Genomic DNA, 24709 nt, shown 5'->3' with positions numbered 1-24709 from the left:
GGTACCTGAACGACTCTTTCCCTTTAGGCCCGGAGGACCGGAAGCCGGGTGAAATCAACCTCGGCAAGCGCCTCGATCGCGCCCTCCAAACCCTGCAAAGACCCCGCCGCGATCAAAAGATAGTTCTCGCCCTTTCCCTTGTGCGTCCCGAAACGAAGACCAAAACTTCCGAGAACACTAAAAACCCCATCCAGGCGGCTCTTGCGGCCGCCGCACCGCCTGAGAATTTCTTCTGCACGCCCGCTTTGGGCGATGGAGATGCGAAGACGGACAACCGGAATCCCAGGGGGGCCTGGGACCTGCAATGCGATTGGCAGGCCCCTTGAATCAGGAGATGGGGGGCTGTACTTATCTTCCGCCATATCGAGGAATGCGTCCCACGCAGTATCGAGTAAGGTCACGACCACCCTCAATCGGTCAGGCGTGTCGTGGCTGTCATGAAAGGAGAAATACGGCTTCGTCCGATCCAGCATCCATTCCGCGTTCCGCACACACGAGGCGCCCGCCGCTTCCAGATCATGCCGCAAATCATCAGCCTGATCAAAGAGACATACAAACGAAAAACAATTTGAGTGAAGGAACGATGCGGCCGACATTCGCAGTAGGTCAATTGTGTGGAGTGCGGGACGCCGCCTGAGGCTGAGACCAGCGCGGCGATACGGTTCGGGCAATACGCCATCGCAAAGCGCTGGTAAAAGCGGTTCCCAAGCGATCAGCGGGCCGAACAGTCCGGGGTCACTGCCTGCCATTTCTGCTAGTCGCCACAGTGTCATGGCCGTCTGTGCGCCGTTGAGCAGGTCGTCGCGACACCTATCGCTGTGCATCAGGACGAAGGTCTGGTCGTAACCAGCAGCGAAGGACACGCCGAGCGCGTCGCTTTCAGCCGTGTCGTTGAAGGACGACAGTAATTCGACGACGGCGCTTTCAGGGTCTTGGGTCGGTATAACGATCGGAACAGCGTAAAAGCCGGGAGCATGAGCGGCGACGGCGGCGCAATACGCCGGATATGCCAGTTCCACAACCGCATTTTGCAGCGGCAACTCCATAGATTCGAGGTAGTAAGAGTATGTACCGATCTGGTGAGTCACGCTCGCCCTCCCAAGGAGACCACACCGCCGGTGGCGAATGGCATTGTGGTGAGGGGCGGAGTGTGTATGCGACTGGCTTTACCTGTGTCAACCGATTAATCGGCTCGTGGCGGCGTGGCCGACCTCACCGCTCAGCCCTGAACGCGCACCTCCGTTAAACCGGCAAAGAGAATGAAGGACGGCGAGGCGAGGGCGTTTACAAAGGGCTATAGCCAATGGACGGGACGGTCGAGAAACACAGACCGAGATGACCTACTAATGGCAGGATTTTCGATGTTCAACTAGCGCCGCTCGGTGCATCGGTGCAGGCGGGCGGCCTCATCGCGCAGCGGTTTGGGGGGCGAACCCTTTTGATGCTTTCCGGCGTACTCGTCTGGGGAACGGGGCTGCTCATCCTTCCCCTGGTTCCGCCGATGCCTGTGCTCATCGTGGTCGGTCTCATGATGGGGCTCCCGGTCGGGGTGGTCATGGCGCTTCCCTCCGAGGTGCTGCGCCCGGAGAACCGGGCGACTGGCATGGGCCTGTTCTACACCACGCTCTACGTGGGGCACTTCTCTCTGCCGCCGGTTGCTGGCTGGTTGCTAGACCTGTCTGGGAGCCCGGCAGCGTCACTCGCCCTTGGCGGCATGATGGTCCTGATCATCATTCCGCTGTTCGGCGCCTTTCGTTTCCTTCAAGGGCGCGCGCTGGGTTAGGTCGGACGGTGATTGCAAGGGAGCCCCATTCAGGCGGAAAGCACGATGACTGCGAGCAGCATGCCAAGTGTGTGGGGCCAATGTGCCGTAGTTCGCTGCTCGGTCATCCGCGCTACCTGTCTGCCCACGAAAAGCCAGCAGATTGGTGCATCACACCGAACTCATTTGGTCGAGGACCTTTGTGGACGGGCTCTCACGCCGTGAGGCGGTCCTTCTTCATTCGTAGCGTGACAATAACGCCCTCCTCCGACCAATCGAAAGCGACCGAACCGCCGAGACGATGGTTCATGCTTCGCACGACCATCTTGCTGCCGAACCCCAGGGGCGGCGTAGGGGCTACGACCAAAGGGCCGCCCCGTTCCGTCCAGACTATGGTCACCTCATTGGCGAGCGTGGTGCAGGAAAGGTCGAGCGTGCCGCTTGGCACCGAGATCGAACCGTACTTTAGCGAATTGGTTGCAAGCTCGTGGATGACCAGCGCCAGCGTCATGGCCGCCGTTTCGTCGATGGCGAGTTTTGGCACCGAGACGCGGATGCGTGGATGGAAGGCGCCGGTGTCTTCATAAGGTGCGAGCAGTACAGTGAGCAGGTCTCCAAGAAGCGCCTTGTTCTGCTGGCCAAGATCGGGGCGAACGAGGTCGTGGGCGCGTCCTAGCGCGGCCAGTCGGTGCGTCAGATCGCGGATCACCTCCGTGGTCGTCGTCGCCGAAGGGGATGTGGTTCTGGCGAGGGCCGAGGCGATGTTCAGCAAATTCTTGACCCGGTGGCTCATCTCGCCCGCGAGCAGTTCACGTGCTTCCTCGGCCTGCTTGCGTTGGGTCACATCAAGGAAGATGCCGAACACAACTCGGCCAATCAGGCCCACATCGTTGCCGCGACCCCGTGCGGAAATCCACCGGACCTCTTCTCCGAGCATAATGCGAAAATCCGTTTCGTAGGAGCCAACGATAGCGCGGGTCGCGGCGAAGGCTGCCCTCACCCTATCGCGGTCTGCCGGATGGATGTGCGCGGACAAGTCCTCGAAGGTGACCAGCCCCACGCTTGGCACCCCCCATATGTTGAACGCATGCCCGTCCATGGTGATTTCGTCACTGTCAACATTCCACGACCAGAAGCCTACCCCAGAGGCGTCAATGGCAAATCGAAGTCGTTCCGTATCCCACACTAAAGAGCTTGAGGGCTGGATCGCCATGGTGTTAACCTGCCTTTCGTGTGCGTGCGTTGATTTGGCGCCGCCACCGTTTTGCCTTGGGTGTATGTCGAAGCCATCGCATTCAAGCGCTGAGTGAGCGACCTAATTATGTAGAGCCTTCAGATGAGCTTGAAGTCTATCAACCTGCGGCATGGCCGAGTGGTCGAGGAGGCAATGTGGGAAGCCGGACAGGCGACAAACCTGATAGTTACAAGGAACTGTTTCGACAACAGGTGGTACTGGCTAGGTTCGGTGAACTTGCGCTTAAGTCCCACAATTTAGATGAAATATTAAACGAAGCGTGTCGTCTGGTAGGCGAGGCGCTGAGCACCGATTTGGCAAAGGTGGTCCAACTTCAGGAAGATGGTGAGACGCTATTCGTTCGCGCCGGAGTGGGTTGGAAGCCCGGTGTGGTCGGGCATATCCGGCTCGCGCTGACGGACGCGTCCTCCGAAGGACACGCTCTCAAAACGGGAGAGATGACGATCTCCCCAAACATTGAAGAAGAGACCCGGTTTGAATACGCGCCATTCTTAATGGATAATGGCGTCAAAGCGATTGCTAATGTGCCTATTATCGGCGGCGAAGGCAGGCCACCATTTGGCATTCTTCAGGTGGACAGCCGAGAGCCTCGGCAGTTTACCGAAAGTGACATTCTATTTTTGCGTAGCTATGCCAATCTGCTGGCAGCCGCCGTAGATCGCTTGCGTTTTCTCAGCGAAATCCAGAATGCTAACGAGGTACTGGAACGTCGTGTCGCGGAGCGCACCGGCGAGTTATCAAAACGGACGCACGATTTAGTTGAAGCTAACCGAAAGCTTCATGCCGAAGCAGCAGAGCGCGAGCGCGCCCAGACGGCGTTACATCACGCGCAACAGACGGGAACTGTGGTCGAGCATTTACCGATGGGTGCTGGACTCATTGCCCCTTCGGGTCAGGTCCTTGTCGCAAACCCAGAGTTCCGCCGCCTGCTGCCGCTCAGCATCATTCCATCTATGGATTACAGCATGGGGAAGGACTGGATCGCGCTTCATCCCAACGGGGAACGCGTGGAGCCGCAGGATTATCCTGGGGCACGGGCACTGCGGGGTGAAGTCACGCTCAATATCGACTTCCGGCATTGGAGCAGTTCGGATGGCGAGCGCTGGCTACGTGTTAGCGGAATTCCGGTGCACGATGATAAGGGCGGTATAGCGGCGGCCCTGCTGGTGCTGCTGGATGTGGACGAGGAAAAGCGCGCGGCGGAGCGGCAGCGATTTTTGACACGCGAGCTAGATCATCGCGCCAAGAACATCCTTGCGGTCGTTCAGGCTGCCCTTCGGCTAACCAAAGCCGACGACATGCCGACGTTTATTCGAGCTATCGAAGGTCGTGTCTCAGCCCTTGCGAGAGCACAGGCAATATTGGCAGCCGACCGCTGGTCAAGCGCTGACCTGCGCACCTAGCTCGGCGGCGGCCTCGCGTCCTTTCTCAATGAGGGCGGCTCCGGTCCTTGGGTCGATTTGCAAGGGCCGGTTATTGCGCTGCCACCAGAGGCAGCACAGCCACTCGCAATAGCAGTTCATGAACTTGCGACCAATGCGCTCAAGTATGGAGCGTTATCGATCCCGATGGGCCGAGTGACAATTTTTTGGGAAATGGTGGGTGAGGCCGGGGACGTGCTTCGGATAACTTGGACAGAAAAGGGTGGTCCTTTACTCAAACAAGCCCCAACCAGTCATGGATTCGGGTCGCGCGTCCTGAATGGAACTTTGAAGTATCAGCTTAAAGGTACTGTTCACCTTGATTGGAGGGAAAGCGGTCTCATTTGCACGATCGAACTGCCGCTCCGCTCTATGCATAGCGATCCAAGTATTGAGGACGAGAGGGGGTCGGCATAACAGGTTCCAGTATAATCAAGGTAAATTGCCCAAGATCAGCGAATGCCTTTCTCGTTTGCGTGAAAGGAACGTGTGCCCCAGAAGGAGCGTCTGGGCGAGACGGTCTGCACATTCTACGGAGACTGTCGAAAGCGATGTTGTCAGCGCGGTTCAGTGGGGGGCGATGACCCGCTTTGTGAGGCGCATCCTCCTGTTTCGCCACCATTCGCAAGCGCGATGTTGCTGTGGTGGAGGGGCATATATTCCGGGCTTTAATATTCGCAGCGCGGGATTAACCTACGAAAGGCATTACAGCCTCGCAGGCCGACTGGAAAGACAGGGTCCCAGCCCAGCCCGCTCAAATCGTTGCGTCATGATCGCCCGGTGCGTCTACTGGGAACCGCGTTGTGTAGACCGAGCCGGAGGGCTCCGCCTGCGAGGTCTCGATGCGGCCACCCAGTTGTGCGGCGAGAGCACGCACCAACCGCCGTCCCATTCCGCCATTCCGCTGCGTCCCCGTTCGACGCTCATCGATCGGCTGCACGGGCAGGCCCACTCCATCGTCGGCCACCACGAGGAGGTAATCCTGTCCGTTGGAACGGAAGGTGACATGGACCGCACCCTCGCGGTCGTTAGGAAACGCGTGCTTGAGCGCGTCGGTGACGAGTTCGTTGACGATCAACCCCACCGCGCCCGCGCGATTGACCGATAGCATATGCGGTTCGGCCCTCACGAACAGGCCGATGGGCCGCAGGAAGGCGGTACTGGCACGTAGGTCAGATACAAGGTCTTCCAGAAACTCGCCCGCATCCACCAGCACATCACCATCGTGACGCGCCAGACGATCATGAACATGCGCCACGACACGCACCCGCTGCGCCGCCGCCCGTAGAGCCACCCCGACCTCCGGCACGGCACCGGCCGCCTGCATCATCAGGCTCGCCGTAATCCTGTGCAGGTCATTCTTGGTCCGGTGCCCGTACTCGACCAGCAGCAAATCGAGGTTGCGCCGAGCCGCCTCGGCGCGGGCAAGCGCGGCCCGGTCCTTACGCCGCGCCCGTTCGGCACGAACATGAGTCCTTTGCAGCGCCTCGGTCACCAAGGCGATGAAGATGCCGGTGAGCACGAACAGTCCAGTGCCGATGGTGTCGGCTGAGGTCGGAAGGGCAAACTTGAACTGCGGCTCGATGAAGAAGTGGAACGAAAAGATGGTGCTGATCGCGACTGCGTTAAGGCCGCTGCCTCGACCCAGGAGGACGGATGCGAGGATGATTGGTGGGAAGAAGGGCATGAAGCGCATAGCTGGCGTGTGGCCGACGATCGAGTAACTCAGCAAAAAGGCGATCAGCACGAGGATGGCGCCCCCCGCCCACCGCAGGGGCGTTGGCTGAGCCCGTAGGCACTGTACAGGCTCATAGAATCGGCTGGTGAGCATTGCCTTCAACCTATCTTGGAGCTTGGTGCAAACCCTTGAGGATGAGTGGCCTGCGTGCCCGCGTTTGCCCTGGCGCCGCTCTAGTTCGGGCACGCCACCTGATCCACCAAGCACCGGCAGATTTAGCCAGAAGGACCATCTGGTCAGCAAAAAGTAGGCGCCACCTTCGTTCCAGACAGTTTCAGTTCTCACATCCGCGTGGCAGCCAAATGCAGCGCACTTTTGCCAGTTGTGATCTATACTCCAAATATGTCACTCTAGCAAATATGAGTGAATTAGCACTTACACGGGGTCAAACTGTGTCTCCTTGCGTGCTGGTCGTTGAAGATGAAGTGCTCATCGCCCTGACCCTGAGCGACATGTTGGAGGGGGATGGTTACGATGTGCATCTGGCCCATGACGGGATGGAAGCCATGAAAGCAATCCAGCGCCTGGGTCAGGCGCTCGACGTGCTCCTCACTGATCTGAACATGCCCAACCTGAGCGGCGAGGACCTGATCCGCGCGCTGAGCATCAGTCGGCCGCTGCTTCCGGTCGTGGTGCTGACGGGCTCGTCGCCTCCTGGGGGTTTAGAGCAGTTGCGCCGGGACTGCGGTGGCCATGGGCCGCTCACCTTGTTGCACAAGCCTGCCACCAGCAGCGACATTATTGCGGCGGTACGCCGTGCCTCCGAGGCGGCTGCAAGCGTGACCGCGACACAGTCCAGCGGCAGCGACACGGAGTACCAGCAAAGCAAGGAGCAATGGCACTGACGGACAGGCATCACCGCTGCCGCCCCCGGCGAAGGTAGGGCGTGGTCCAGGGTAATGGCTTCGCGATGAACTAATCTCGGCGCGTCTGCTCGGCGACGGCCAGCACAAGGGTGAAGGTGTCTTTGATGCGGTGGGTTAGTTTTGCGACAACAAGCCGACGCCTCTCCTCGACCAGCTTCTTCTTGTGGATGTCGCGATAGGCCGCCGTAAGGCCGCCCGTGAGCGCGGCGTAGATGTCCGTCTCGACCCAGCGGCCGGTGACGCCAGAGATTGCCCGAAAGCGAACAGCGCGGCGTGTGCCAATCACTTGCTCCAATGCGGCGAAGGGTCACTGTCGGCAGCCTCGGGCAGAGCGTCGAGTACGTGGCGGCCGACCACGGCCTCCGCCTGCCTTCCCCAGATGGCGAGCGCGCTGCGGCTGACGTAGACAATGCGTTAATTGGCATCGAGCGCGTAGTGGGCTCGCCGATCCGCTCAAGCAACTCCCAAAGACTGATCTCGTCCCGAACCTACAACGTTCGTTGTGCGGAAGATCAACTTCAAAGTATGTCGCTTGATCTAGGATGTGATACTTCTGCTTTTGATAAACCATCCGCAAATGCTCGGGGATCGCGATGTACGTCGATAGTGGCATCGAAGCTGTCGGAGCCGTCCGGTGGGGCGCGCACTTCTGTCAATTTTATGAGACAGCCGACGACCTGATCGATACGCTGGTGCCCTACTTCAAAGCCGGGCTAGACAACAATGAGCGCTGCATGTGGGTGACGGCCCGACCACTGCGTGCTCATGAAGCCACCAATGCCCTTCGCAGCGCTGTGCCCGATCTTGATGGGCGGCTGTCTCGCGGCCAGATCGAGATCGTGGATCACGACCAGTGGTACCTCACTCAGGATGGAAAGGCTGGCGCAGACGCAGTGATTGATGGCTGGATGCGGCGCAAGAATGAAGCGCTGGATCAGGGCTACAGGGGGTTCCGGCTCACCGGCAACACCTACTTCCTTGAGGCACAGGACTGGGACGACTTTGCTGAATACGAGGAGAAGGTTAACGCTTGCTTCTGCGACCAGCGCGTCATTGCGCTGTGCAGCTATTGCACGTTGAAATGCGATGCTGGCGGGGCGATGGACGTGGTGCAAAACCACGAGTTCGCTTTGTCGCGTCGTCGCGGTGCCTGGACAATGGTCGAGAGCGCATCAGTCAAGCGGGCCAAGGAAGCGCTCCGACAGGCCAATGAGGCATTGGAGGTGCGCGTTGCAGATCGCACTGCCGATCTTCGGCGCGCGCTCGCCGACAAGGATGTGCTGCTCAAAGAGGTGCACCACCGGGTCAAGAACAACCTCCAAGTTGTCGCCGCGCTACTGCAATTGCGAGCTAAACAGTTCGACGATCCCGTTGGGCGGGAGGCATTCGCCGAGACGCTGCGGCGCATTAAGGCGATGAGCCTCGTGCATGAAGCCCTCTACAGCGGCGACGACACTAGCGCGATCGACTTCACCGCCTACCTACGGTCGCTAGCAGCGGCGACAGCCGCAAGCTTTGGCATTGCTGGGCGGGTAAAGATCGAAGTTGCACCCATGCAGGGATGCGTCGATCTAAACACTGCCGTGCCTCTCGGCCTCGCTGCCGCCGAAGCAATCTCAAACGCCTTCAAGCATGCGTTCCCCGGCGATCGACACGGCTTGGTGCGGCTCAGCTTCCGCGCTCCTACTCCGACGGAAGACGGCGAGGTCATCGTAAGCGACGACGGCATCGGTATCATCGAGCCACGGCTCCCGCATCGCAAGGGCGCAGGGCTTTCATTGGCGGAGGCCCTTGCACGCCAAGTCGGAGGTCGTCTTTCGGTGCAGCGAGACGGCGCTGTCGGCACGATGTGGCGTCTCACCTATGTGGGACCGGTCGGGTGCGCCAAGTCAGCGTTTCACAGCAACGCAACTGCCGAGTGCGAAGCAGACCTTGAGCCGATAACTGCCGATGAACAGCAAGCAGTAGAGGATCATCGGCATCCTCAGAACCCAGAACTCGGGGTTAAATCGGTTGCTGATCCGACGGGTCATGTTCTGAACGTTGGATTTATGGCCTGAACATCACGAAGCCCGACTATGCGGAGCCTGCGGTGAAGGCTCAACAGTGCAGTGGCGCTGCATCGAATGACACCAGGGTCGGCTGCATAGTTGGCAGCCGTCCCCAAGATTGAGAACTGACGCTGCCATCGCACCAGCCATTTGCCTCTCATGACCTTATAGAGTTCCGTGTTTTCGCGTCCGTTCGCATAGTCAACTGCTATGTATTCGAGCAGCCGCATCGGCGACTACTCTAAGGAGGTTAGCTTCATTTGTCTTATTCAGTAGGCGGCTTATAGGTGCTGGGAGGGATCATGGATTCAATAATACGAGGACGGTCCGCCGTCACTGACGCGGAAGCCGAGCGCCTTACAGCGCTGCGTCAATACGACATCCTAGACACCCCGCCGGACGGAGCGTTCGACCGCATCACCGCGCTTGCCGCTGACCTATTTTCCGTACCAATCTCGATCGTCAGCCTCGTGGATCACGATCGCATCTGGTTTAAATCACACCATGGATTAAGGGTGGAGCAGATCGGGCGCGACCTTGGCCTGTGCGCCTCCGCCATCCTGCAAGACGAACCTTGGGTGGTAGCTGACGCGCGCGCTGACATTCGGGCTCTCGCCAACCCTCTCGTTGCCGGTGAATTTGGTTTGCGCTTTTACGTGGGCATCCCGTTGCGGACGCAGGACGGCTTCAACCTTGGCACTCTCTGTGTCATCGACCGCGAGCCACGCCCTGTCATCGAAAAGCAAATTGCTCACCTAAAACATCTCGCCACCGTCGTCATGGATCAGATGGAAGTTCGCTTGTCGGCCCGCCTCGCTGTCAGAAGCCTGTCCGTCGCGTCTGCTGAGAAAGATGCTGCACTGCGGCGGGCGGCAATGATGGCTAAGGAGGCTGATCATCGGGTCATGAACAGCCTGCAAATCACTTCCAGCCTGCTACGGCTGCACAGCCAATCGCTCGATGGTACTGAGGCAGCACAACAATTGGCGTTTGCGGCCACCCGCATTTCTGCGGTCGCCAGGGTGCACCAGCATCTTTATGTTGGTGATGATGACGGCACCATGGATTGTGGCACGTACCTCAGGCGCCTTTGCACAGACCTTTCGAGCACGCTTCGGCCCGATCACACTGCCATAGAGGTCAATGTAGTTTCTGCCTCATTCCCAAGCGCCAAGATGGTACCCTTAGGTCTAATCGTTGCTGAACTGGTAGTTAATGCGATAAAATATGGAGGAGGAAACATCAGGGTCTCTCTTGAGCAAGCTGCTGACGGCGAGTACGCGCTGTCAGTTTCAGATGAGGGCGCTGGCCTGCCAAACGACTACAATCTAGATGCGGCTACCGGGCTCGGCATGCGATTGATCGCAACTTTGGTGGATCAACTTCACGGACGGCTCGACCATGGCGCAAATTCAAGGAGGGGCGGCGCCAAATTCACTGTCTATTTTTAGATGCCAGACCAACCGGAGGCCCCCGAATAGTAATGCGTCCGCCCTTGCCTCCGCTTCGGCGACTACAATGGATAGACCTGTCAATTCTTCGATTTTGAATGAGGGACTGGCCTCGGCGCAAGCCGGAGGGTGCACCGGAGACCCTCTCTCTCAAACCGGAGGTCCGCCGCCAGCCCTTCCTTTCCTTGAAGGGAGCGCTGCAACAGTCGAAGGCCAAAGCCTTTCCGCGATGGTGAAACGTCGATTTGTGGGCCGCCTCGTTCCACCCACTCCACAACAGGATTGCCGTCGCTGTGATGGGTAGTCCGGCATGTGACCGAGACACGCCCGTTAACGGACGAGAGCGCGCCGTGCTTAACCGCATTTGTCGCTAGCTCGTGCATCGCCAGCGTTAGGGCCAGCGCTTCCGCAGGCGGCAGTACTATGTGTCCAGAGCACCCTGACAGGTCTACACGCCCGTCATCGAGTGCAAGCGGTGTCAGGGCTGCACGAACAACCGCGTTGAGTGGCGCACCGGTCCAATCCTCACGTGTGAGCAGATCGTGAGCGAGAGCCAAGGCAATTAGACGACTCTGAAACGCGCTTGAAAAAGCAGGTACGTCCACGGCATTACGGGCCGTCTGTGCAGCGATTGACTGCACGACGGCCAGCGTGTTCTTCACACGATGGTTGAGTTCGTTGACAAGCAGCGCGCGCCTCTCCTCAGCACGCGCCCGCTCTGCCGCCGCCCAAGCTCGCTCCATCGACGCCCGAGCAAAAGCGGTTTCACCCGTGGACCAGCGACGCGGCGAGGCGCTGTGGACGTACAGTAGCGCCGTGATGCGCCCGGCATGCACAACCGGAATTAAAATCTGGGCCTGCACTCCAATAGCCGAGTGGGCGGCGGCACGTTCCGCCGACCGTGGGTCAAGGGTCACATCTTCGATGATGACGGCCTCACCACTCCGGAGTTCATCGAGATATCCCGGCCAGTAAGCGCTCATCGGGTGGTGAACACCCGCTAGGCTTGGGAGCGAACCATCGGTCCAGTCACGGTCGATCCGGATGGTCTCCTCTGAGGCGTCCAGCGTCCCGTACCCAGCCCGCGAAACGCCAAGCGTGCGTCCGATGAGATCAGCGGCCGCAGGCGCGATCTCCGAGGCGTCCCGCAGGTCACGTAACTGGTCGCCTAACTCAACCAGGGCGTCCTGACGCGCATCAGACGCCCTCCTGTCAGTGACGTTCATGAACAGCGCTGCGAACCGCCCCGCACCAGTTCTGTAGGCCAGCACCTCATACCAACGGTTGCCAAGATGATGTTCGATATGCGCGGGCTCCCCAGTCTCAACCACACGGCGATATGTATGTCCCCAAAAGTCTTCGATTCCAGGAAATATCTCGCGTGCAGTACGGCCTACGGTTGCCGACGCCGGAACTCCTGTCAGGCGCTCCCATGCACCATTGACTTCCAGATACCGAAAGTCGCTGCCTTCGTCGCCAGCAGGCCCATCTACCTCGCAGAGCGCGAAGCCTTCATGCATGTGCTCGAACACGCCACGCCAGCGAGACTCGCTGTCGCGAAGCGCGTTCTCGACCCGCTTCCGCTCGGCCAGCGTTGCCTTGAGGCCCGTGTTGGCAGAGGCAAGCGCAGCGTTGGACGCCTCCAACTCCTCAGCCGTAACCTGCAACTCATCCAAGGCGATCTGCAAAGCCTCAGCCTCAGTTTCGTGCGCTTGAATACTTGCTGAGGCCGCCGCAACCTCCTCGGCGAGCGCGATGCGATGCGCGACCGTTGCGCGCTCCCCATTCAGCAACGTATGAAGGGCCTGAACTTCCGCCAGTGCACCATCCCGCTGGCTGACCAGATCGCGAACTACCTCGCGCGCCTCCTCAAGTGCCACAGCAGCATTTTCAGGGTTCGCTGCCAAAGCCCGAACCCTTGCATGGCGTTGCGGGTAGGTGACGATTTGGATTCATATCGACCTTGCCTACGGTGTCGTTGACGCAGGGAACGCGGGGCTGTCCGTAAAGTACGACACTAGAAATCAGTTTCTTGGTTGCTGGATCGATCTCGGAATAATGACCTTTGTCTCAGTTCATCGCTCCGTCAGCGGACAGGCAGGGCGCAACACCAGCGTGATGCTGAGAAGGTTGTTCGGCAACAGATCGTCCGACGTGCTGGCCATCCGATCCGAAGTGAATAGATCGAAGGCCCGCATGCGTCGTTCGCATGGCCTCTCGAACCCGGTAAGGGGACGGCGCCATGGGTGCGTCATGTCGTTTTCGACCAGTGCGGGAATTCGGTCACGCAGTGCATGATCCTGTCGGCACCTGACGCGCCCGCTCGTCTCAAAGACCGGCAAGACCGGCAAGACCGGAAGGGTTTCAAGATGCTCGATGACCCTGCCTTCTGCGCAACACGCTCGGCAGTTTCGCGGCCTTCAAAATGTGCGGTGGCGCCCGAGGGCCTGGGCTACCACCCGCGCCAACAGCCGCTATCCCCAGGTCCGGCGGAACAGCGCCGCTTCAGTTCTGTCAGCAAAACTAAAGCGGCGTCCGGTGTCGCGGCTCAAGGAGTCGTCCCTGATTGGCGCCACTGTGAACTCGCTCCGGCAGTTTCTCCGGCACCAAAGCCGCCGCCCCTGGAACTGCTGGGCAAACGCCTGACCACAGTCATGCACCGTCAGGCCATCGCACTCGACGATGTGCGGCAAACCGGCCTCCTGCTCAACGGTTGCATTGTTGATCTCCGGCCAGATTTGCGCCGTGTTGAAGGCGCGTGCGGCATCCATCATCTGGCGCATTGCAATCCTGTCTGCGCTCTGCTGTGGATCGACGATGTCGCGATACCTCATGCCCGCGTTGCCGAGCCGCAATTACCCGCCTCCACGTCAAGAAGGTGTTGTCCCACCATAGCCTTTAGATCAGCCAGCCCGATTTCGTGGAGCTTGCGGTAGAGGTTCAACAGCGCAGCGGCGCTGCATCGGCTGAAGCCGGTATCGGCTGCATAGTTGGCAGCCATTCCAAAATATTCTTGGGAGAACTGGCGCTGCGATCGCACCAGCCCTCTCCCTCTCACGGTCTCGTAGATTTCGCGTATTCTCATCTTCGCCTCCTCTGGCTTGGTCTACCTCTATTTATCCCGGCAGTCGTTCTGGCGACCGCTCGTAGTTGCCGCAATAATGCTGCCAGGGAATGTTGCGGCCGAGCACCTCGACGAGGGTCCGGCGCTCCTTCGCTGTCGCCCAACGGATATGCCCTTTTGAACCTCACATCCGACCAGCAGCAGGCTGCCGGACGACCGGCATCACCTTCGCTCCCGCCACCGCCATCCAATTGCAGCACTTCGCAATGCAGCGCCGCATTGTCCGCATCAACGAGCAGCCGTTCTTGGCCACATGCACCACTGGATTCTGGAAGACCCAGGAGACGCTGACGGGCTTCATCGAAAGTACGAGCAGGACGGCGCTGTCGCCTACGGCTGCAAAGATGGCCAGCCTCGTCGGTACGGAACCTGCTCAGCAGCATGAGTTCGCTCATGTCAGACCCACCCGCAGTGTGTCGCTACTGCTGGCGGAGAGCCCGTACTGGGGCGCCACCGCGCTGAAGTCTTGGACGGTCCGCACGAAGTGGCTGGCACTGATGGTGCGGAGGAACCGCGCCACCGAGGTGGATCGAGAGCAAGACGCTGGCCGATGTGGCAGGTGGGTCAGCCGGGTCAGGTGCTCCACCACCTCCGCATCAGGCAGCCACAGCCACGAAAATGGACGATGATTGGCAAGACACAGGATGCAGAGGAAATCTTTGCAACGCGAACATCACTATCATTTGATAGGTTTTACTGATAGTACAGCCTGCTGCGGTCCAAGACGGGCCAGGATGTACAAATGAACGCGCTCAGCCCGAAGTTGATGCGAATTCGGCTCGCGTCAGTGGAAACCGATAACCAAACCCTGAGGGAGGCGGTAGACGCGGCAACGGCCTCTTCACGGGTTCTAGAGACGGCGGTGGCATCGCTGCGAACACAGATAAGCAGTGGTCAGGCTGAGTTGATAGCCAGCGCATCTGCACTCGCTTCCGCCCAAGAAGAGACAAAAATCGGGCAGTACAATCTACTGATTAGCATCGCCGCACTTGCTTCGTCACAGGAAGAGACCAAAGACAGCCAAAATCGGTTTCTCGCAGGCGCGGCAGCACTCGAATTGTCGCAGAACGAGACCAAAGACGGCCTCAGGAACCTACTAACCAGCGCCGCCGCACTGGCATCATCACGGGCCGAGATGAACGTCATCTTGGAGAACTCGGCAATTGGCATGGCCGCACTGGAAACCTCTCGCGCGGAGACGAAGGTCGGGCGGAGCGATCTTCTGGCGAGCGCAGTAGCTAACCGGGCACTGAGCAACGCAAACGACCTTCTGGTTTCCCAAGAGGCCGCGCTGGAAAAGTCGGTCGAACGGAGCACGGCAGCACTCAACACTGAGATCGAGGAGCGTCATCGCGCCGAAGATGCCCTGCGTCAGAGCCAGAAAATGGAGGCTGTAGGGCAGCTAACAGGCGGACTAGCACATGACTTTAATAACATGCTCCAAGTGATCACCGGCAGCCTCGGGTTACTGGAACTCGCGCTGGTCAGAGGATTTCCTGCTGACGCTTCTCGACACATTGCCAACGCACTAAACGCCGCCGCTAGTGCCGCAACTATAACCCACCGTTTGCTTGCTTTCTCACGACAGCAAGTTCTGGATTCGCAGCCGACAGATGCCAATGCCCTTATTGCTAGTATGCATGATTTGGTCCAGCGCACCGTAGGACCAGAAATTGAATTTGTGGTCGTACAGACGCCGAATATCTGGCCACTTCTCTGTGATAAAAACCAGATGGAGAACGCGCTGCTAAATCTCTGCATCAATGCACGCGACGCTTTGCCATGCGGTGGAAAAATCACCGTTCAGTCTGCCAATGTTGGGATCAGTGAGCAGGTCGCACAGGCACAAGGTGTGCAGGCGGGCGATTACGTCTCCCTCACTGTCACTGATACTGGGAAGGGCATGTCGCACGAGGTGGCCATGCGCGCGTTTGATCCGTTCTTCACTACTAAGCAGGTCGGCGAAGGGACCGGATTAGGTCTTTCCATGGTTTATGGCTTTGCCAAGCAATCCGGCGGGTTCGCTCAAATCCAGTCAGAGATAAATGCGGGGACTAAGGTTCAAATTTTTCTGCCTCGTTTAGTCGGGCAGGCGAGGGAAAAACTGGCCATAGCCGAGGCTGTGGAACTTCAATCAGTCGGCGACGGCAAAGTAATTCTTGTTGTGGATGACGAAGAAGCCGCTCGGACGCAGATCACGGAGTTCCTAAATTTCAATGGCTTTTCAACTATCGAGGCGTCCGATGGAGCGGCAGCACTTGGTCTCATCGAATCTGTCCAAAAAATTGACTTAATGATCAGCGATATTGGCATACCAGGAGGGATGGATGGTCGCCAAATGGCTGACATCGCCTGCTGCCTCCGACCGGAGCTAAAAGTTCTTTTCATCACCGGCTATGCCAAGAGGGCCTTCACAGAGAATGGGCAACTTCCGCACGGGGCGCAGGTTCTCGCAAAGCCATTTTCCCTCAGGGACATGGCGGTCAAGGTGACCGGCATGACCAGCGTGGTTCTCGCAGAGGATTAAGCTGCACGGCATCGATGCTGCGAGTGCGGCGGAACTGCTCCCCGCCGCACAGACCGAATCCGTGACGACCTCCGACTTGGTAGACGGCAAGCCAGCTCGCGTGATTCGTCGTCCGCGCGTCAGGCAGCCACAGCCGCCACGATGGAAGACGGGGGAGAAGGCGCGCCGAGGCAGGCTCAAACAACCGGAGCCATTCAATCTGGTGCGCTGATTGCAATGGGTTCGCCCTCAACTGGCACATGCCTCCACCATGACAGCGAAGGCGTGCCTAATCGCATCGGCTGGTCGTCACCTCGATCATTGATGCGTCGCAGCCTTCTCATGCTGCTGCCGGTGACGTTCATTGGCAGTGACTTCCGTCCCCACGCCTCGTCAGCCGTCGCGGTGCTTTTGCTGCCAGTCGGCCACGTCCTCCTCCGCAACCGGCGACAGCGCCGGAAAATCATATTCGTCAAACACGACTTCAGCGAGCGCAAACGGAGGACCGTTTAGCCAGCTTGGATCACGGCGCGGATCGACAACGCTCACCGTCTCACGACCTCCCATCACTGCCACCACCTCAGCGGCGTCAATACGGATTGCCACCACGGTTCGGGTCCCGACATCGGTACAGCGCCAGAGGCCATGCCCGCTTGCAAATGCGGCGCCGATGGTGAACTCGCTGTGCTTCATTTGCCTCTGTCCATCATGCAGCGATCCAATCAAGCCCGTCTTCGTCGCCCACATCATCCTCGGCACCTGCAAACCGCAGGCTACGCGGCGGCTTTTGCACGAGGCGTCCCAGCGCGGATTGCGGATCGATAGAGACAATTTTTAGTCCTTTTTTTGTCAAATCTTCGATAAGCTGCGCCTTCATCCCTTTAGGCGGCGGTGCATTTTTGGGACCGGCAACTTGTTCGAGGTGCCAGACCCCGAGTGAAATACGGTTCATAACGGCCAGCAAAGGAGGTTCATCAGAATTGAGAAAAACCGATGTGCCGTTGATCAAGGCAAAATGGAATTTAGTTGCGTGCCATTGAGGTAGCGCGACGCAGTTTTGAAAGTTCAACCCGATAACTTGTAGTTCCGCCGCATTTCTGACCAACCGAAATGGCGCGGGGATGGTGAAAGGGGGAACTGGCGCTTCTATCCGGCCGAGGGCTGCACAAAGGCGGCGCGTGAGCGCCGCTAACCCCGCTCGTGGCGGCGCCTGCACATCCTCATCGCGCAGGGCGTTGTGTGAACGTAAAAGTGAGACCAACGAGTCTACCCCCGCCGCGACGTAATGATCCTCCTGTAGCGCGCTAATCCAGCTGGCAAGCGCCGGGTCCATTCGCGGCAGCCCCTCATAGAAATCGATGCGGGCGTCGCTGAGCGGACCGCTTTCAAGCAGCGGAGAGGCGACGGGCTTCGCTACGAGTGCGCTGAGCCTTTGGTAAAACGTGTGGCCACGAACTTGATTACCTGCCCGATCCAAAGATCGGTAGAGTTGCGGAGGACAATTCGGCATGGCCGACCGTAGGAGGACGCGCGGGTCTGTGTTGTCGATTATCGCTGCAACATCTGCATCCGGTTGTGCGGCATCCGGGGAGAGATGGAGGAAGGCGCCGGTGGCATGTAGAGCCTCACGAGGCGCGACAAAAAGCTTTGCCATCAGTGAGGGACGAAGGCGCAGGAGGGCCGCCACGCGTGACGAGTGGGGGCCAAAGGCGAGCAGAAGCGGCGCTCGTTCCTGGATAGGTGGACTGCTCGCGTCGATCATCCATCCGGCTTACCCGGTTTCCGTAATCTGACAAGGAAATCGACCTGATGGTTCGCGGCGAACTCACTGATAGAGGCAACGTACATCTCGCGGACGTTCATGGGGCGCCGTAGATGCATCCGAATGAGCGGGCCAGAGGTCATTAAAGAATACCTGTTACCCGCCTGAATGAACCCTGCTGCGGCACATTTCGGCATAGTCCGAGTTAAGTTCGATCAGGGTGCAGCGGCGCCCATTCTGCACCGCAGCCAGCGCAGCTGTGCCGGTGCAGTGAAGGCGCTGGACTGCTTTCTGCTCGGCCCGTCCCAGGTCGGGCTGCTACAGCTCCCGCATGAACTGACTGAGCTTCTGACCCACCTGGATGTAGGCGCTATCGGCTTCGTCACACCGGCGGCCGTTGCGGTGGTTCTCAAAGAAGCCGTAGCGCTTGCCGCTTGCCTTCCCGGCAAGCTTGGCCATCATCGCCTGCCTGAGATCGACTGCGATGGTGAGCTTGGTGAGGTAGTCATGCACCACGGGCAGCATCTGCCGCACCTGGGGGCTCTTGGAGAGAAAGCCCTCATCGAGACGCAGCATCTCATGGTGAGCCTTTAGCTGGGTGCTGACGCCAAAGTACTCACGCGCCCACCAAGCGAAGTCGAGAGGTTGGAACAGGAAGAGGTGCTTCAGGTTCTGCTTTCCGAACTCGCGCTGCATCATCACGTACGCTTCCAGGAAGCGGTGGGTGAGCATCAGGTGTTCCCTGAAGTAGTCAGCCTGCGGCATTGGTTGGTCTCTTTTGAACTCGCAACGGACTATCGGCGGGGTTGGACCTGATCACAAGAGGCAACAGCCCTGAAGCGGCAGCGCTACCGCCGAACAGGCCGACCACCGTTGCACCTGCCTAATATTTGAGTTCCGGAGTTGCCGTTTGCCGCTATGGTTGTCGCGTCAGCCAGATGACCGAGCGAGCGATGATAGCGAGGCTTTACAGAGGTACCTGGGTAGGTCTCGCAATGGCGGCACTGGTGCTGAGTGGATGTGGTGACCCGTCGAAGTCCACTGTTCAGCAGAGCCTGGGCGGTATCCTCTTTGGGACGCCAAACCCGCAAGGCATCAACTATCAAGCGTGCGCCAATGTAGCAGCAGAGCGAGGCTGGACGTGTGAACAGCTCAGAGAGTGGCTTAGGACCACACCTGTTGCTGCCTCCTCGTCTCCAAGCTACGGCGGGCAAGTACCCGTCTCGGGCTACTACAGGTTGAACGGCACGTATGTGCGGCCTCATACGAGGACCGCGCCTGACGGCATTAGGTCGAACAATCGTTCGAGCCGTTAGGCGGTAGATTTGCCGACGACTGCTCGACCACGAATGACGATGCTCCTGGCTGGATCGCAGTAGCTGCAACATTTGCAGGCTTATTTCATCGGGCGATTGAAGCGGCAGGCGCGTCAGCGGTATCCTCTCAGCTCCCCAGCACGCAGAAGGTCCCGATGCCGCCGCTGTCTGAGCAGGTTCGTAAGATGATGGAGGAGCAGGAGCGTTTAGCAAAGCTGACGAATCCGGCGCGTGAGCTGACGGCAAGCTTGGAGCGTATTGGGAGAGTGTCCAGCCTCGGTCTAGAGCCTTCCAAGCTCAGCAGGCTTACCAGCCTGAGACTTCAAGAACAGGCAAAGGCGATTGGCAGTTCAGGGCACTTAGCCGGTCTGTCCGCGAATGAGATGAACCGCCTGCACGGCGCTATTGGAGCGTTTGACGGCTTCCGCCGTAACCCGTTGTACACGGACGCTGCCAGACACCTTGCCGAGTTCAAGCCGAACGAACTCTACCGTGGTCTTCATAGTGATGAATTAAGAGATTTAGCGGCGAGCTTTAGGACAAATCCTCTTCTAGCCGATGATCTAGCGAGCTTTGCCGTAAGCAACCGGCTGCTGCGGCAGATGGGAGAAATGAACCAGCCCTGGATCAACAAGGACAATCCAACTCGGTCCATTGCAGGCTTCGCGGAGATGCAGAACGTCGGCGCGACACTACTCTCGCGCCCGGCCTACGAAGATGTAGTAAGTGATGCGGTCCGTCACGCACTCGGTGACTGGCGCGGAGTCACAATGCCCTCAATCGAAAAATTTGTTGATCCCGTTTTCAGCAATGACTTTTACACACAGCATGGCATTCAAACAGAGTTAACTGATTTCTCTACACCGGCCTTCGAGGAAGGCATGGAGTTGGCGGGCTTCCGCCCGCTTACAGATGTAGATTTGAACAAGCCGGTAGACGCCCTAGAGATAAGCTTTGAGCGTAACAACAAGGCGCATGACCGGCTACAGCGCATTGAGTACCACATGAGGCGCTTCATTGAAGGCGTACTTACTAAAGCGCATGAAGGTAAATGGGTTAAGCGCGGCGTCCCAAAAACGCTATCCGACCGCTGGAAGGACAAGCACGCCGAGGATGTTAATGCTGGCCGCAAGCCCCGCGCCACACTAATGGACTATGCCGAGTTCAGCGACCTCTGGCAGATTATGGAGCCCGGTAGTAACTGGCCCCTCTTTGCTGGCAACTTCCCAAACAAAGAAGACGCCCAAATCTCGTTTAGGCGCCTTTACATCATCAGAATCCAGGTAGCACATTCAGTGTTGCTCAATAATACCCATGCGTTGATGCTTCAGGTAGAAGGAACGCTGGTGATGGGCGCTATACGGCCGGATGAGGATCATGATTGGCTAAAGTAGATGTTCTGATGTTGATCCCCTGGCTGGTAGCGGCACCATGGATAAATGCCCGCAGAAAGGGCAATGAGCCATGCGTGGGGTTTTCCTCTGCGAGCTGGTCTAGCTCGACAAGTATCTCCCGCACCATCGCCGTACTCCCTTCACGCTCGGTGATCAGAGTAGTGGGTAGCCAGTTTGCGAACAGTGCTAGCTGTGGCTTTAAAATCGTATCCGGTTGTGTGCAACCACTAACAGTGAAAGTATATCACGGCTCGCGCCTGTTACCTGCTCACTGCATATGATTAGTGGTTGCATAGCTAAAGTATATACCTTGCTACCTGAGGAGTCGAATCTAAGGACTGTAGATAGCGCGGCGTCTCACGAAGAGGGGGGCTGGAAAACCCCCACGCTACGCTCTAGTATACTCGCTCACGCGAGGAGCTGGGTCATGACCCGAAACGCGCTCTACTACGGCGACAATCTGGCGGTTCTAAGAGAGGCTATCAAAGAAGCATCAGTTGATCTTGTTTACCTGGACCCACCGTTCAACTCACAGGCTACATACAACCTCCTGTTCAAGTCTCCTGCTGGTATGGGTTCTCAAGCGCAAATTGAAGCGTTCGAAGACACGTGGCACTGGGGTGTAGAAGCTGAGAGCGCCTTCGAACAGGTGATGCGATTCGGTAATACAGAAGCCGCCGATCTCCTTCGCGCCATGCGTTCTTTTCTTGGCGACACCGACATGATGGCTTACGTCGCTATGATGGCAGTGCGCCTGCTTGAACTGCATCGGGTACTGAAGCCAAGCGGTAGCCTTTACTTGCACTGCGATCCGACAGCAAGTCACTATTTGAAACTACTGCTCGATTCAATATTTGGCCCGACTGCCTTTCAAAACGAAATAATATGGAAACGCACAGGCGCGCATGGTAGCGCGAAGAGATGGGGGCCAATCCATGACGTGATACTGTTCTATACAAAAGGGCGAGGCCATGTCTGGAACAGAGTGCTTCAGGACTATGATCCCGCCTATGTGGAGAAAGAGTACAAGCACTCGGATGCTACTGGGGTTTATCGACGGGTAACACTGACCGGTGCGGGTACGAGAAAGGGCGATTCAGGCAAGCCATGGCGGGGCACAGACCCGACGCTCGCAGGCAGGCACTGGGCAGTGCCTACGCCACTACTGGTCAAGCGATTTCCTGATATCAACATTGCTGCCTTAACCACACAGGAAAGGCTCGATCTTTTAGATAGCGCTGGATTGATACACTGGCCGAAAATTGTAAACGGTGTACCCCAGCTAAAAAGATATCTAGCCGAAACTGAGGGTGCGGTAATCCAGGATATCATTCTAGACATTAATCCGCTCAACAAGCCGGACCGGGAACGCCTTGGCTACCCTACGCAGAAGCCTTTGGCACTACTTGAGCGCATCATCGCGGCTTCATCCAACCCTGACGGCATTATACTAGACCCATTTTGTGGATGTGGCACAACGATCCACGCTGCGCAGAAGCTTGGCCGGACATGGATAGGTATTGATGTTACTCATTTGGCAATTTCGCTGATCGAGCGCAGGTTGAAAGACGCATTTCCAGCCATCGCGTTCGATGTTCATGGAACGCCAACGGACCTGGAAGGAGCACGAGACCTGGCCCTGCGCGACAAATACCAGTTTCAGTGGTGGGCTGTTTCCCTTGTTGAGGCGCAGCCATATGGAGGCAAGAAGAAGGGAGCTGATGGCGGCATCGATGGGATCATCTACTTCCGCTCAGACGCAAAGACGACTGAGAGGGCTGTAGTGAGCGTTAAAGGTGGTGGCGTTAGTGTCCCGATGATTCGTGACTTGAAGGGTGTGCTTGACCGGGAGAAGGCGCCAATAGGCGTTTTCCTCACCTTGGAGCCGCCGACCCGCCCGATGGAACGTGAAGCGGCCTCAGCAGGCTTTTACACGCTAGGTGACCGGCAGTATCCACGGCTGCAAATCATCACAGTTGAGCAAGCGCTAAACGGCACGAAGCCTGCCATCCCTCTGATCGACACCGGTGCCGCGTTCCGTCGAGCTACCCGCGAAACCACAGCCGTCCAGCCGAAGCTGATCTGATGGGCCTGCTGAGCGACATCCAAGCCGCACTACTGGACGACGAAGCTCCTGTAGGACCGATCCTGCTTAAGATGCGCTTCTTGGCGAACCGCCTTGGAAGCGAGGTGCTAGAAGACTGGGTGCGGTATGAGGCGGAAGGGTACCCACCCGACGCGCTAGTACCAGAGTATCGAGTTGCCGGGGTCGCCTACACCGGAACGTACATGAATGGCTTTAGTGTCATTCGTGATGTTGCAATACCACCATCGCAGATTGAGGAGCACGCTGGGCCGCATTGGAACAAACACAAGATACGTGACAGTATGGCAGTCGTCGATGATATGGTCGCAACGGAGAAAAGCGGTGGCCATGCAGTGGTAAATGCAGGCGATCTCAGGAGGCTCTTGCACAAGAAAATAATCACGAGCCACACGTGTTCCCATCTGACGGGTGTGCTCAATTCGAATGCCTACCTTACTGTACGGAGTGCTGTGCGGCATAAACTGCTTGACCTCACCTTCAAGCTTGAGAAGGAGGTTCCAGCGGCCAAGGACATCGAGATCGGCTCGAAGCCTACCGGCAATCCAGTTGATGCGGCGAGGACCACGCAAGTGATCAACAACATCCTCTACGGAGGGAATCTCACCAACGTAACCAACTCCGGTGCTGCCGCTACGGTGTCGGTCAACGTGAGGCAGCGGGATGTCACGGTCCTGGCTGACGCTCTGAAATCCAGGGGTGTGCCTGACAGCGACGCGACGGAGCTGGCGGCTATCGTGGCCACCGAAGAGCCTGAAAGCCCGTCTGAGCCTCTTGGAGCGCGTGCCAGGGCATGGATAGCGGAGAAGGCGGGCAAGGTTCCGGGTACACTCTGGGGACTGAGCTATGCAGGGGCGTTGGAGATGGTCAAGGAAGCGGTCAAGGAGTCGTTCAAGCCCTAAGCGGGCTGAATCCTGACGGCCACCATGTCCTGATCCCCCTTCGAGCTGATATGGTAACCGATCCAACAAACTTCTGCTCGTCACCTGGGATAACCCCGGCATGAACCATGCCGTCTTCTAGCAGCTTCACCATGTATGCGTGGTTGGTGATATCCAGCGGCTTACCAGTCATCGCGAAGTGGTAGTGGATGTGAACCGGGAAGGGGCCGACGTAGCGATTTAGGCCCGCCGCTAGGACTGAGATATAGAGTTCAGCCTTGTGCTCGGACCGCTGGCTGTAGTGGATGCCAGCATAGATTTTGCTGAGAGAAATCTTCTCCGGTAGTAGGATAGTGGAAATCATCCACCTATTGTCTAATCGACGCTTTGGGGGCCGCTCCTGAGAGACGGCCCCGTAGCAGTTACTGACCTAGCCTCACCTATCGGCTGATGTCATGGGCTGCAAGATCATGCGGGGGATGAAGTGACTATATTGGAGCGAATAAAGGTCGAGCTTCAGCATGCGCCTCTATCCACCATTGGTGCTGTAACGGGCGTGTTTACCCTTATCTTCGATTTGATACCTTCGCCCTCTGGAAGCGCTTCAGTGACACTCACCCCAAAGCTACAGCTTGCGGTCGCTATCGCTGCATCTACAACTCTCTGCTTCGTATTTCCGTATCTGATCTCGCGCCTGTTGTATCGGCGTTTCCTTTACAGCCGCCTATTCTACTTGATGGCTGGCATCGTCGCCGCGCTGCTGTGTAATGCGCAGTTTGCCGCCTTCTTTCCTTATCGTGGCGCCAGCGGTGGACCAGAACGGTTCTACATGTTTGTAATCGGTATGCTACTTGCGGCGTTTTATCTCGCCGTTTTTGAACAGACAGAGCGCATAAAAAATCACGGTACATCAATTTCGATGTATGGATTTATATTCCTGGTAGTGGTCGGCAGCGTGCAGGCCGCGATCATAGCAAGCGGCGTCCAACTCGATTTCTGTAATCGCAGTTGTCAGTCCTGCTAGAGGGCGTCTGGTCTGCGACGCATTGCATAACGCAGAGCCTCACCCATGAGGTTG

The 24709-nt window shown here is 58.0% G+C and carries 21 protein-coding genes; 10 read left to right on the top strand and 11 right to left on the bottom strand.

What is annotated here, in order from left to right; genetic code table 11:
- Positions 1 to 23: 23 nt before the first annotated feature.
- Positions 24 to 1088, bottom strand: coding sequence for a hypothetical protein (locus tag ACFHPP_RS26745; protein WP_437166295.1), 1065 nt, complete (start codon positions 1086 to 1088; stop codon positions 24 to 26).
- A 302-nt stretch (positions 1089 to 1390) separates the two neighbouring features.
- Here ACFHPP_RS26745 and ACFHPP_RS26740 point away from each other — a divergent pair, with 302 nt between their 5' ends.
- Positions 1391 to 1783 (top strand): MFS transporter, encoded by a 393-nt coding sequence (locus tag ACFHPP_RS26740; RefSeq protein ID WP_437166294.1) that lies wholly within the window; start codon positions 1391 to 1393, stop codon positions 1781 to 1783.
- A gap of 193 nt (positions 1784 to 1976) precedes the next feature.
- Here the strand turns inward: ACFHPP_RS26740 and ACFHPP_RS26735 are convergent, their stop codons facing one another.
- A complete protein-coding gene (locus ACFHPP_RS26735) occupies positions 1977 to 2975 on the bottom strand; it encodes a sensor histidine kinase (protein ID WP_437166293.1) in 999 nt (332 codons plus the stop codon).
- 29 nt (positions 2976 to 3004) lie between these two features.
- On the opposite strand from ACFHPP_RS26735, the gene ACFHPP_RS26730 reads away from it, so the two are divergent.
- Positions 3005 to 4420 carry an HWE histidine kinase domain-containing protein gene (locus ACFHPP_RS26730; protein ID WP_437166292.1) on the top strand — a complete coding sequence of 472 codons (1416 nt, stop codon included), beginning with the start codon at positions 3005 to 3007 and terminating at the stop codon, positions 4418 to 4420.
- Positions 4421 to 5192: 772 nt separating this feature from the next.
- Here the strand turns inward: ACFHPP_RS26730 and ACFHPP_RS26725 are convergent.
- The gene (locus ACFHPP_RS26725) at positions 5193 to 6185 is read right to left on the bottom strand and encodes an ATP-binding protein (protein WP_437166291.1); all 993 of its coding nucleotides are present in this window, start codon (positions 6183 to 6185) and stop codon (positions 5193 to 5195) included.
- 395 nt (positions 6186 to 6580) lie between these two features.
- Between ACFHPP_RS26725 and ACFHPP_RS26720 the strand changes: the two genes are divergently transcribed.
- A complete protein-coding gene (locus tag ACFHPP_RS26720; RefSeq protein ID WP_437166290.1) occupies positions 6581 to 7021 on the top strand; it encodes a response regulator in 441 nt (146 codons plus the stop codon).
- Positions 7022 to 7091: 70 nt separating this feature from the next.
- On the opposite strand, the gene ACFHPP_RS26715 is transcribed toward ACFHPP_RS26720, so the two are convergent.
- Complete coding sequence (locus ACFHPP_RS26715) at positions 7092 to 7328, bottom strand: hypothetical protein (protein WP_437166289.1); 237 nt, start codon at positions 7326 to 7328, stop codon at positions 7092 to 7094.
- Between the two features lie 307 nt (positions 7329 to 7635).
- Between ACFHPP_RS26715 and ACFHPP_RS26710 the strand changes: the two genes are divergently transcribed.
- A complete protein-coding gene (locus ACFHPP_RS26710; protein ID WP_437166288.1) occupies positions 7636 to 9102 on the top strand; it encodes an MEDS domain-containing protein in 1467 nt (488 codons plus the stop codon).
- A 293-nt stretch (positions 9103 to 9395) separates the two neighbouring features.
- Positions 9396 to 10544 (top strand): sensor histidine kinase, encoded by a 1149-nt coding sequence (locus ACFHPP_RS26705; protein WP_437166287.1) that lies wholly within the window; start codon positions 9396 to 9398, stop codon positions 10542 to 10544.
- 80 nt (positions 10545 to 10624) lie between these two features.
- Here the strand turns inward: ACFHPP_RS26705 and ACFHPP_RS26700 are convergent, their stop codons facing one another.
- The 3 genes from ACFHPP_RS26700 to ACFHPP_RS26690 all read right to left on the bottom strand — a co-directional run bounded on the left by ACFHPP_RS26700 (position 10625) and on the right by ACFHPP_RS26690 (position 13629).
- The gene (locus ACFHPP_RS26700; RefSeq protein WP_437166286.1) at positions 10625 to 12424 is read right to left on the bottom strand and encodes a sensor histidine kinase; all 1800 of its coding nucleotides are present in this window, start codon (positions 12422 to 12424) and stop codon (positions 10625 to 10627) included.
- Positions 12425 to 13018: 594 nt separating this feature from the next.
- Positions 13019 to 13399 carry a hypothetical protein gene (locus ACFHPP_RS26695; RefSeq protein ID WP_437166285.1) on the bottom strand — a complete coding sequence of 127 codons (381 nt, stop codon included), beginning with the start codon at positions 13397 to 13399 and terminating at the stop codon, positions 13019 to 13021.
- A complete protein-coding gene (locus tag ACFHPP_RS26690) occupies positions 13375 to 13629 on the bottom strand; it encodes a hypothetical protein (protein WP_437166284.1) in 255 nt (84 codons plus the stop codon). Before ACFHPP_RS26690 ends, ACFHPP_RS26695 begins: the two co-directional genes overlap by 25 nt.
- Before the next feature lie 781 nt (positions 13630 to 14410).
- Here ACFHPP_RS26690 and ACFHPP_RS26685 point away from each other — a divergent pair.
- Positions 14411 to 16195 (top strand): ATP-binding protein, encoded by a 1785-nt coding sequence (locus ACFHPP_RS26685; RefSeq protein ID WP_437166283.1) that lies wholly within the window; start codon positions 14411 to 14413, stop codon positions 16193 to 16195.
- A gap of 372 nt (positions 16196 to 16567) precedes the next feature.
- Here ACFHPP_RS26685 and ACFHPP_RS26680 read toward each other — a convergent pair whose 3' ends face one another.
- The 3 genes from ACFHPP_RS26680 to ACFHPP_RS26670 all read right to left on the bottom strand — a co-directional run bounded on the left by ACFHPP_RS26680 (position 16568) and on the right by ACFHPP_RS26670 (position 18701).
- Positions 16568 to 16867: a hypothetical protein gene (locus ACFHPP_RS26680; RefSeq protein ID WP_437166282.1), complete on the bottom strand. Its 300-nt coding sequence runs from the start codon at positions 16865 to 16867 to the stop codon at positions 16568 to 16570.
- Positions 16868 to 16880: 13 nt separating this feature from the next.
- Complete coding sequence (locus ACFHPP_RS26675) at positions 16881 to 17936, bottom strand: hypothetical protein (RefSeq protein ID WP_437166281.1); 1056 nt, start codon at positions 17934 to 17936, stop codon at positions 16881 to 16883.
- Positions 17937 to 18254: 318 nt separating this feature from the next.
- A complete protein-coding gene (locus ACFHPP_RS26670) occupies positions 18255 to 18701 on the bottom strand; it encodes a hypothetical protein (protein ID WP_437166280.1) in 447 nt (148 codons plus the stop codon).
- 706 nt (positions 18702 to 19407) lie between these two features.
- On the opposite strand from ACFHPP_RS26670, the gene ACFHPP_RS26665 reads away from it, so the two are divergent.
- The 3 genes from ACFHPP_RS26665 to ACFHPP_RS26655 all read left to right on the top strand — a co-directional run bounded on the left by ACFHPP_RS26665 (position 19408) and on the right by ACFHPP_RS26655 (position 23652).
- Positions 19408 to 20646 (top strand): hypothetical protein, encoded by a 1239-nt coding sequence (locus tag ACFHPP_RS26665; protein WP_437166279.1) that lies wholly within the window; start codon positions 19408 to 19410, stop codon positions 20644 to 20646.
- 427 nt (positions 20647 to 21073) lie between these two features.
- On the top strand, positions 21074 to 22732 hold the full coding sequence (locus ACFHPP_RS26660) for a DNA methyltransferase (protein ID WP_437166278.1): 1659 nt from the start codon (positions 21074 to 21076) through the stop codon (positions 22730 to 22732).
- The gene (locus ACFHPP_RS26655; protein ID WP_437166277.1) at positions 22732 to 23652 is read left to right on the top strand and encodes a hypothetical protein; all 921 of its coding nucleotides are present in this window, start codon (positions 22732 to 22734) and stop codon (positions 23650 to 23652) included. The genes ACFHPP_RS26660 and ACFHPP_RS26655 overlap by 1 nt, the downstream gene beginning before the upstream one ends.
- Here the strand turns inward: ACFHPP_RS26655 and ACFHPP_RS26650 are convergent.
- A complete protein-coding gene (locus tag ACFHPP_RS26650; protein ID WP_437166276.1) occupies positions 23642 to 23995 on the bottom strand; it encodes a hypothetical protein in 354 nt (117 codons plus the stop codon). The genes ACFHPP_RS26655 and ACFHPP_RS26650 overlap by 11 nt on opposite strands.
- A gap of 129 nt (positions 23996 to 24124) precedes the next feature.
- On the opposite strand from ACFHPP_RS26650, the gene ACFHPP_RS26645 reads away from it, so the two are divergent.
- Positions 24125 to 24655 (top strand): hypothetical protein, encoded by a 531-nt coding sequence (locus ACFHPP_RS26645; RefSeq protein ID WP_437166275.1) that lies wholly within the window; start codon positions 24125 to 24127, stop codon positions 24653 to 24655.
- The last annotated feature ends 54 nt before the right edge of the window (positions 24656 to 24709 follow it).

Source organism: Falsiroseomonas sp. E2-1-a20 (genome assembly GCF_051433195.1).
GTDB lineage: Bacteria > Pseudomonadota > Alphaproteobacteria > Acetobacterales > Acetobacteraceae > Falsiroseomonas.
This window is presented reverse-complemented; position numbering and strand designations above follow the sequence as displayed.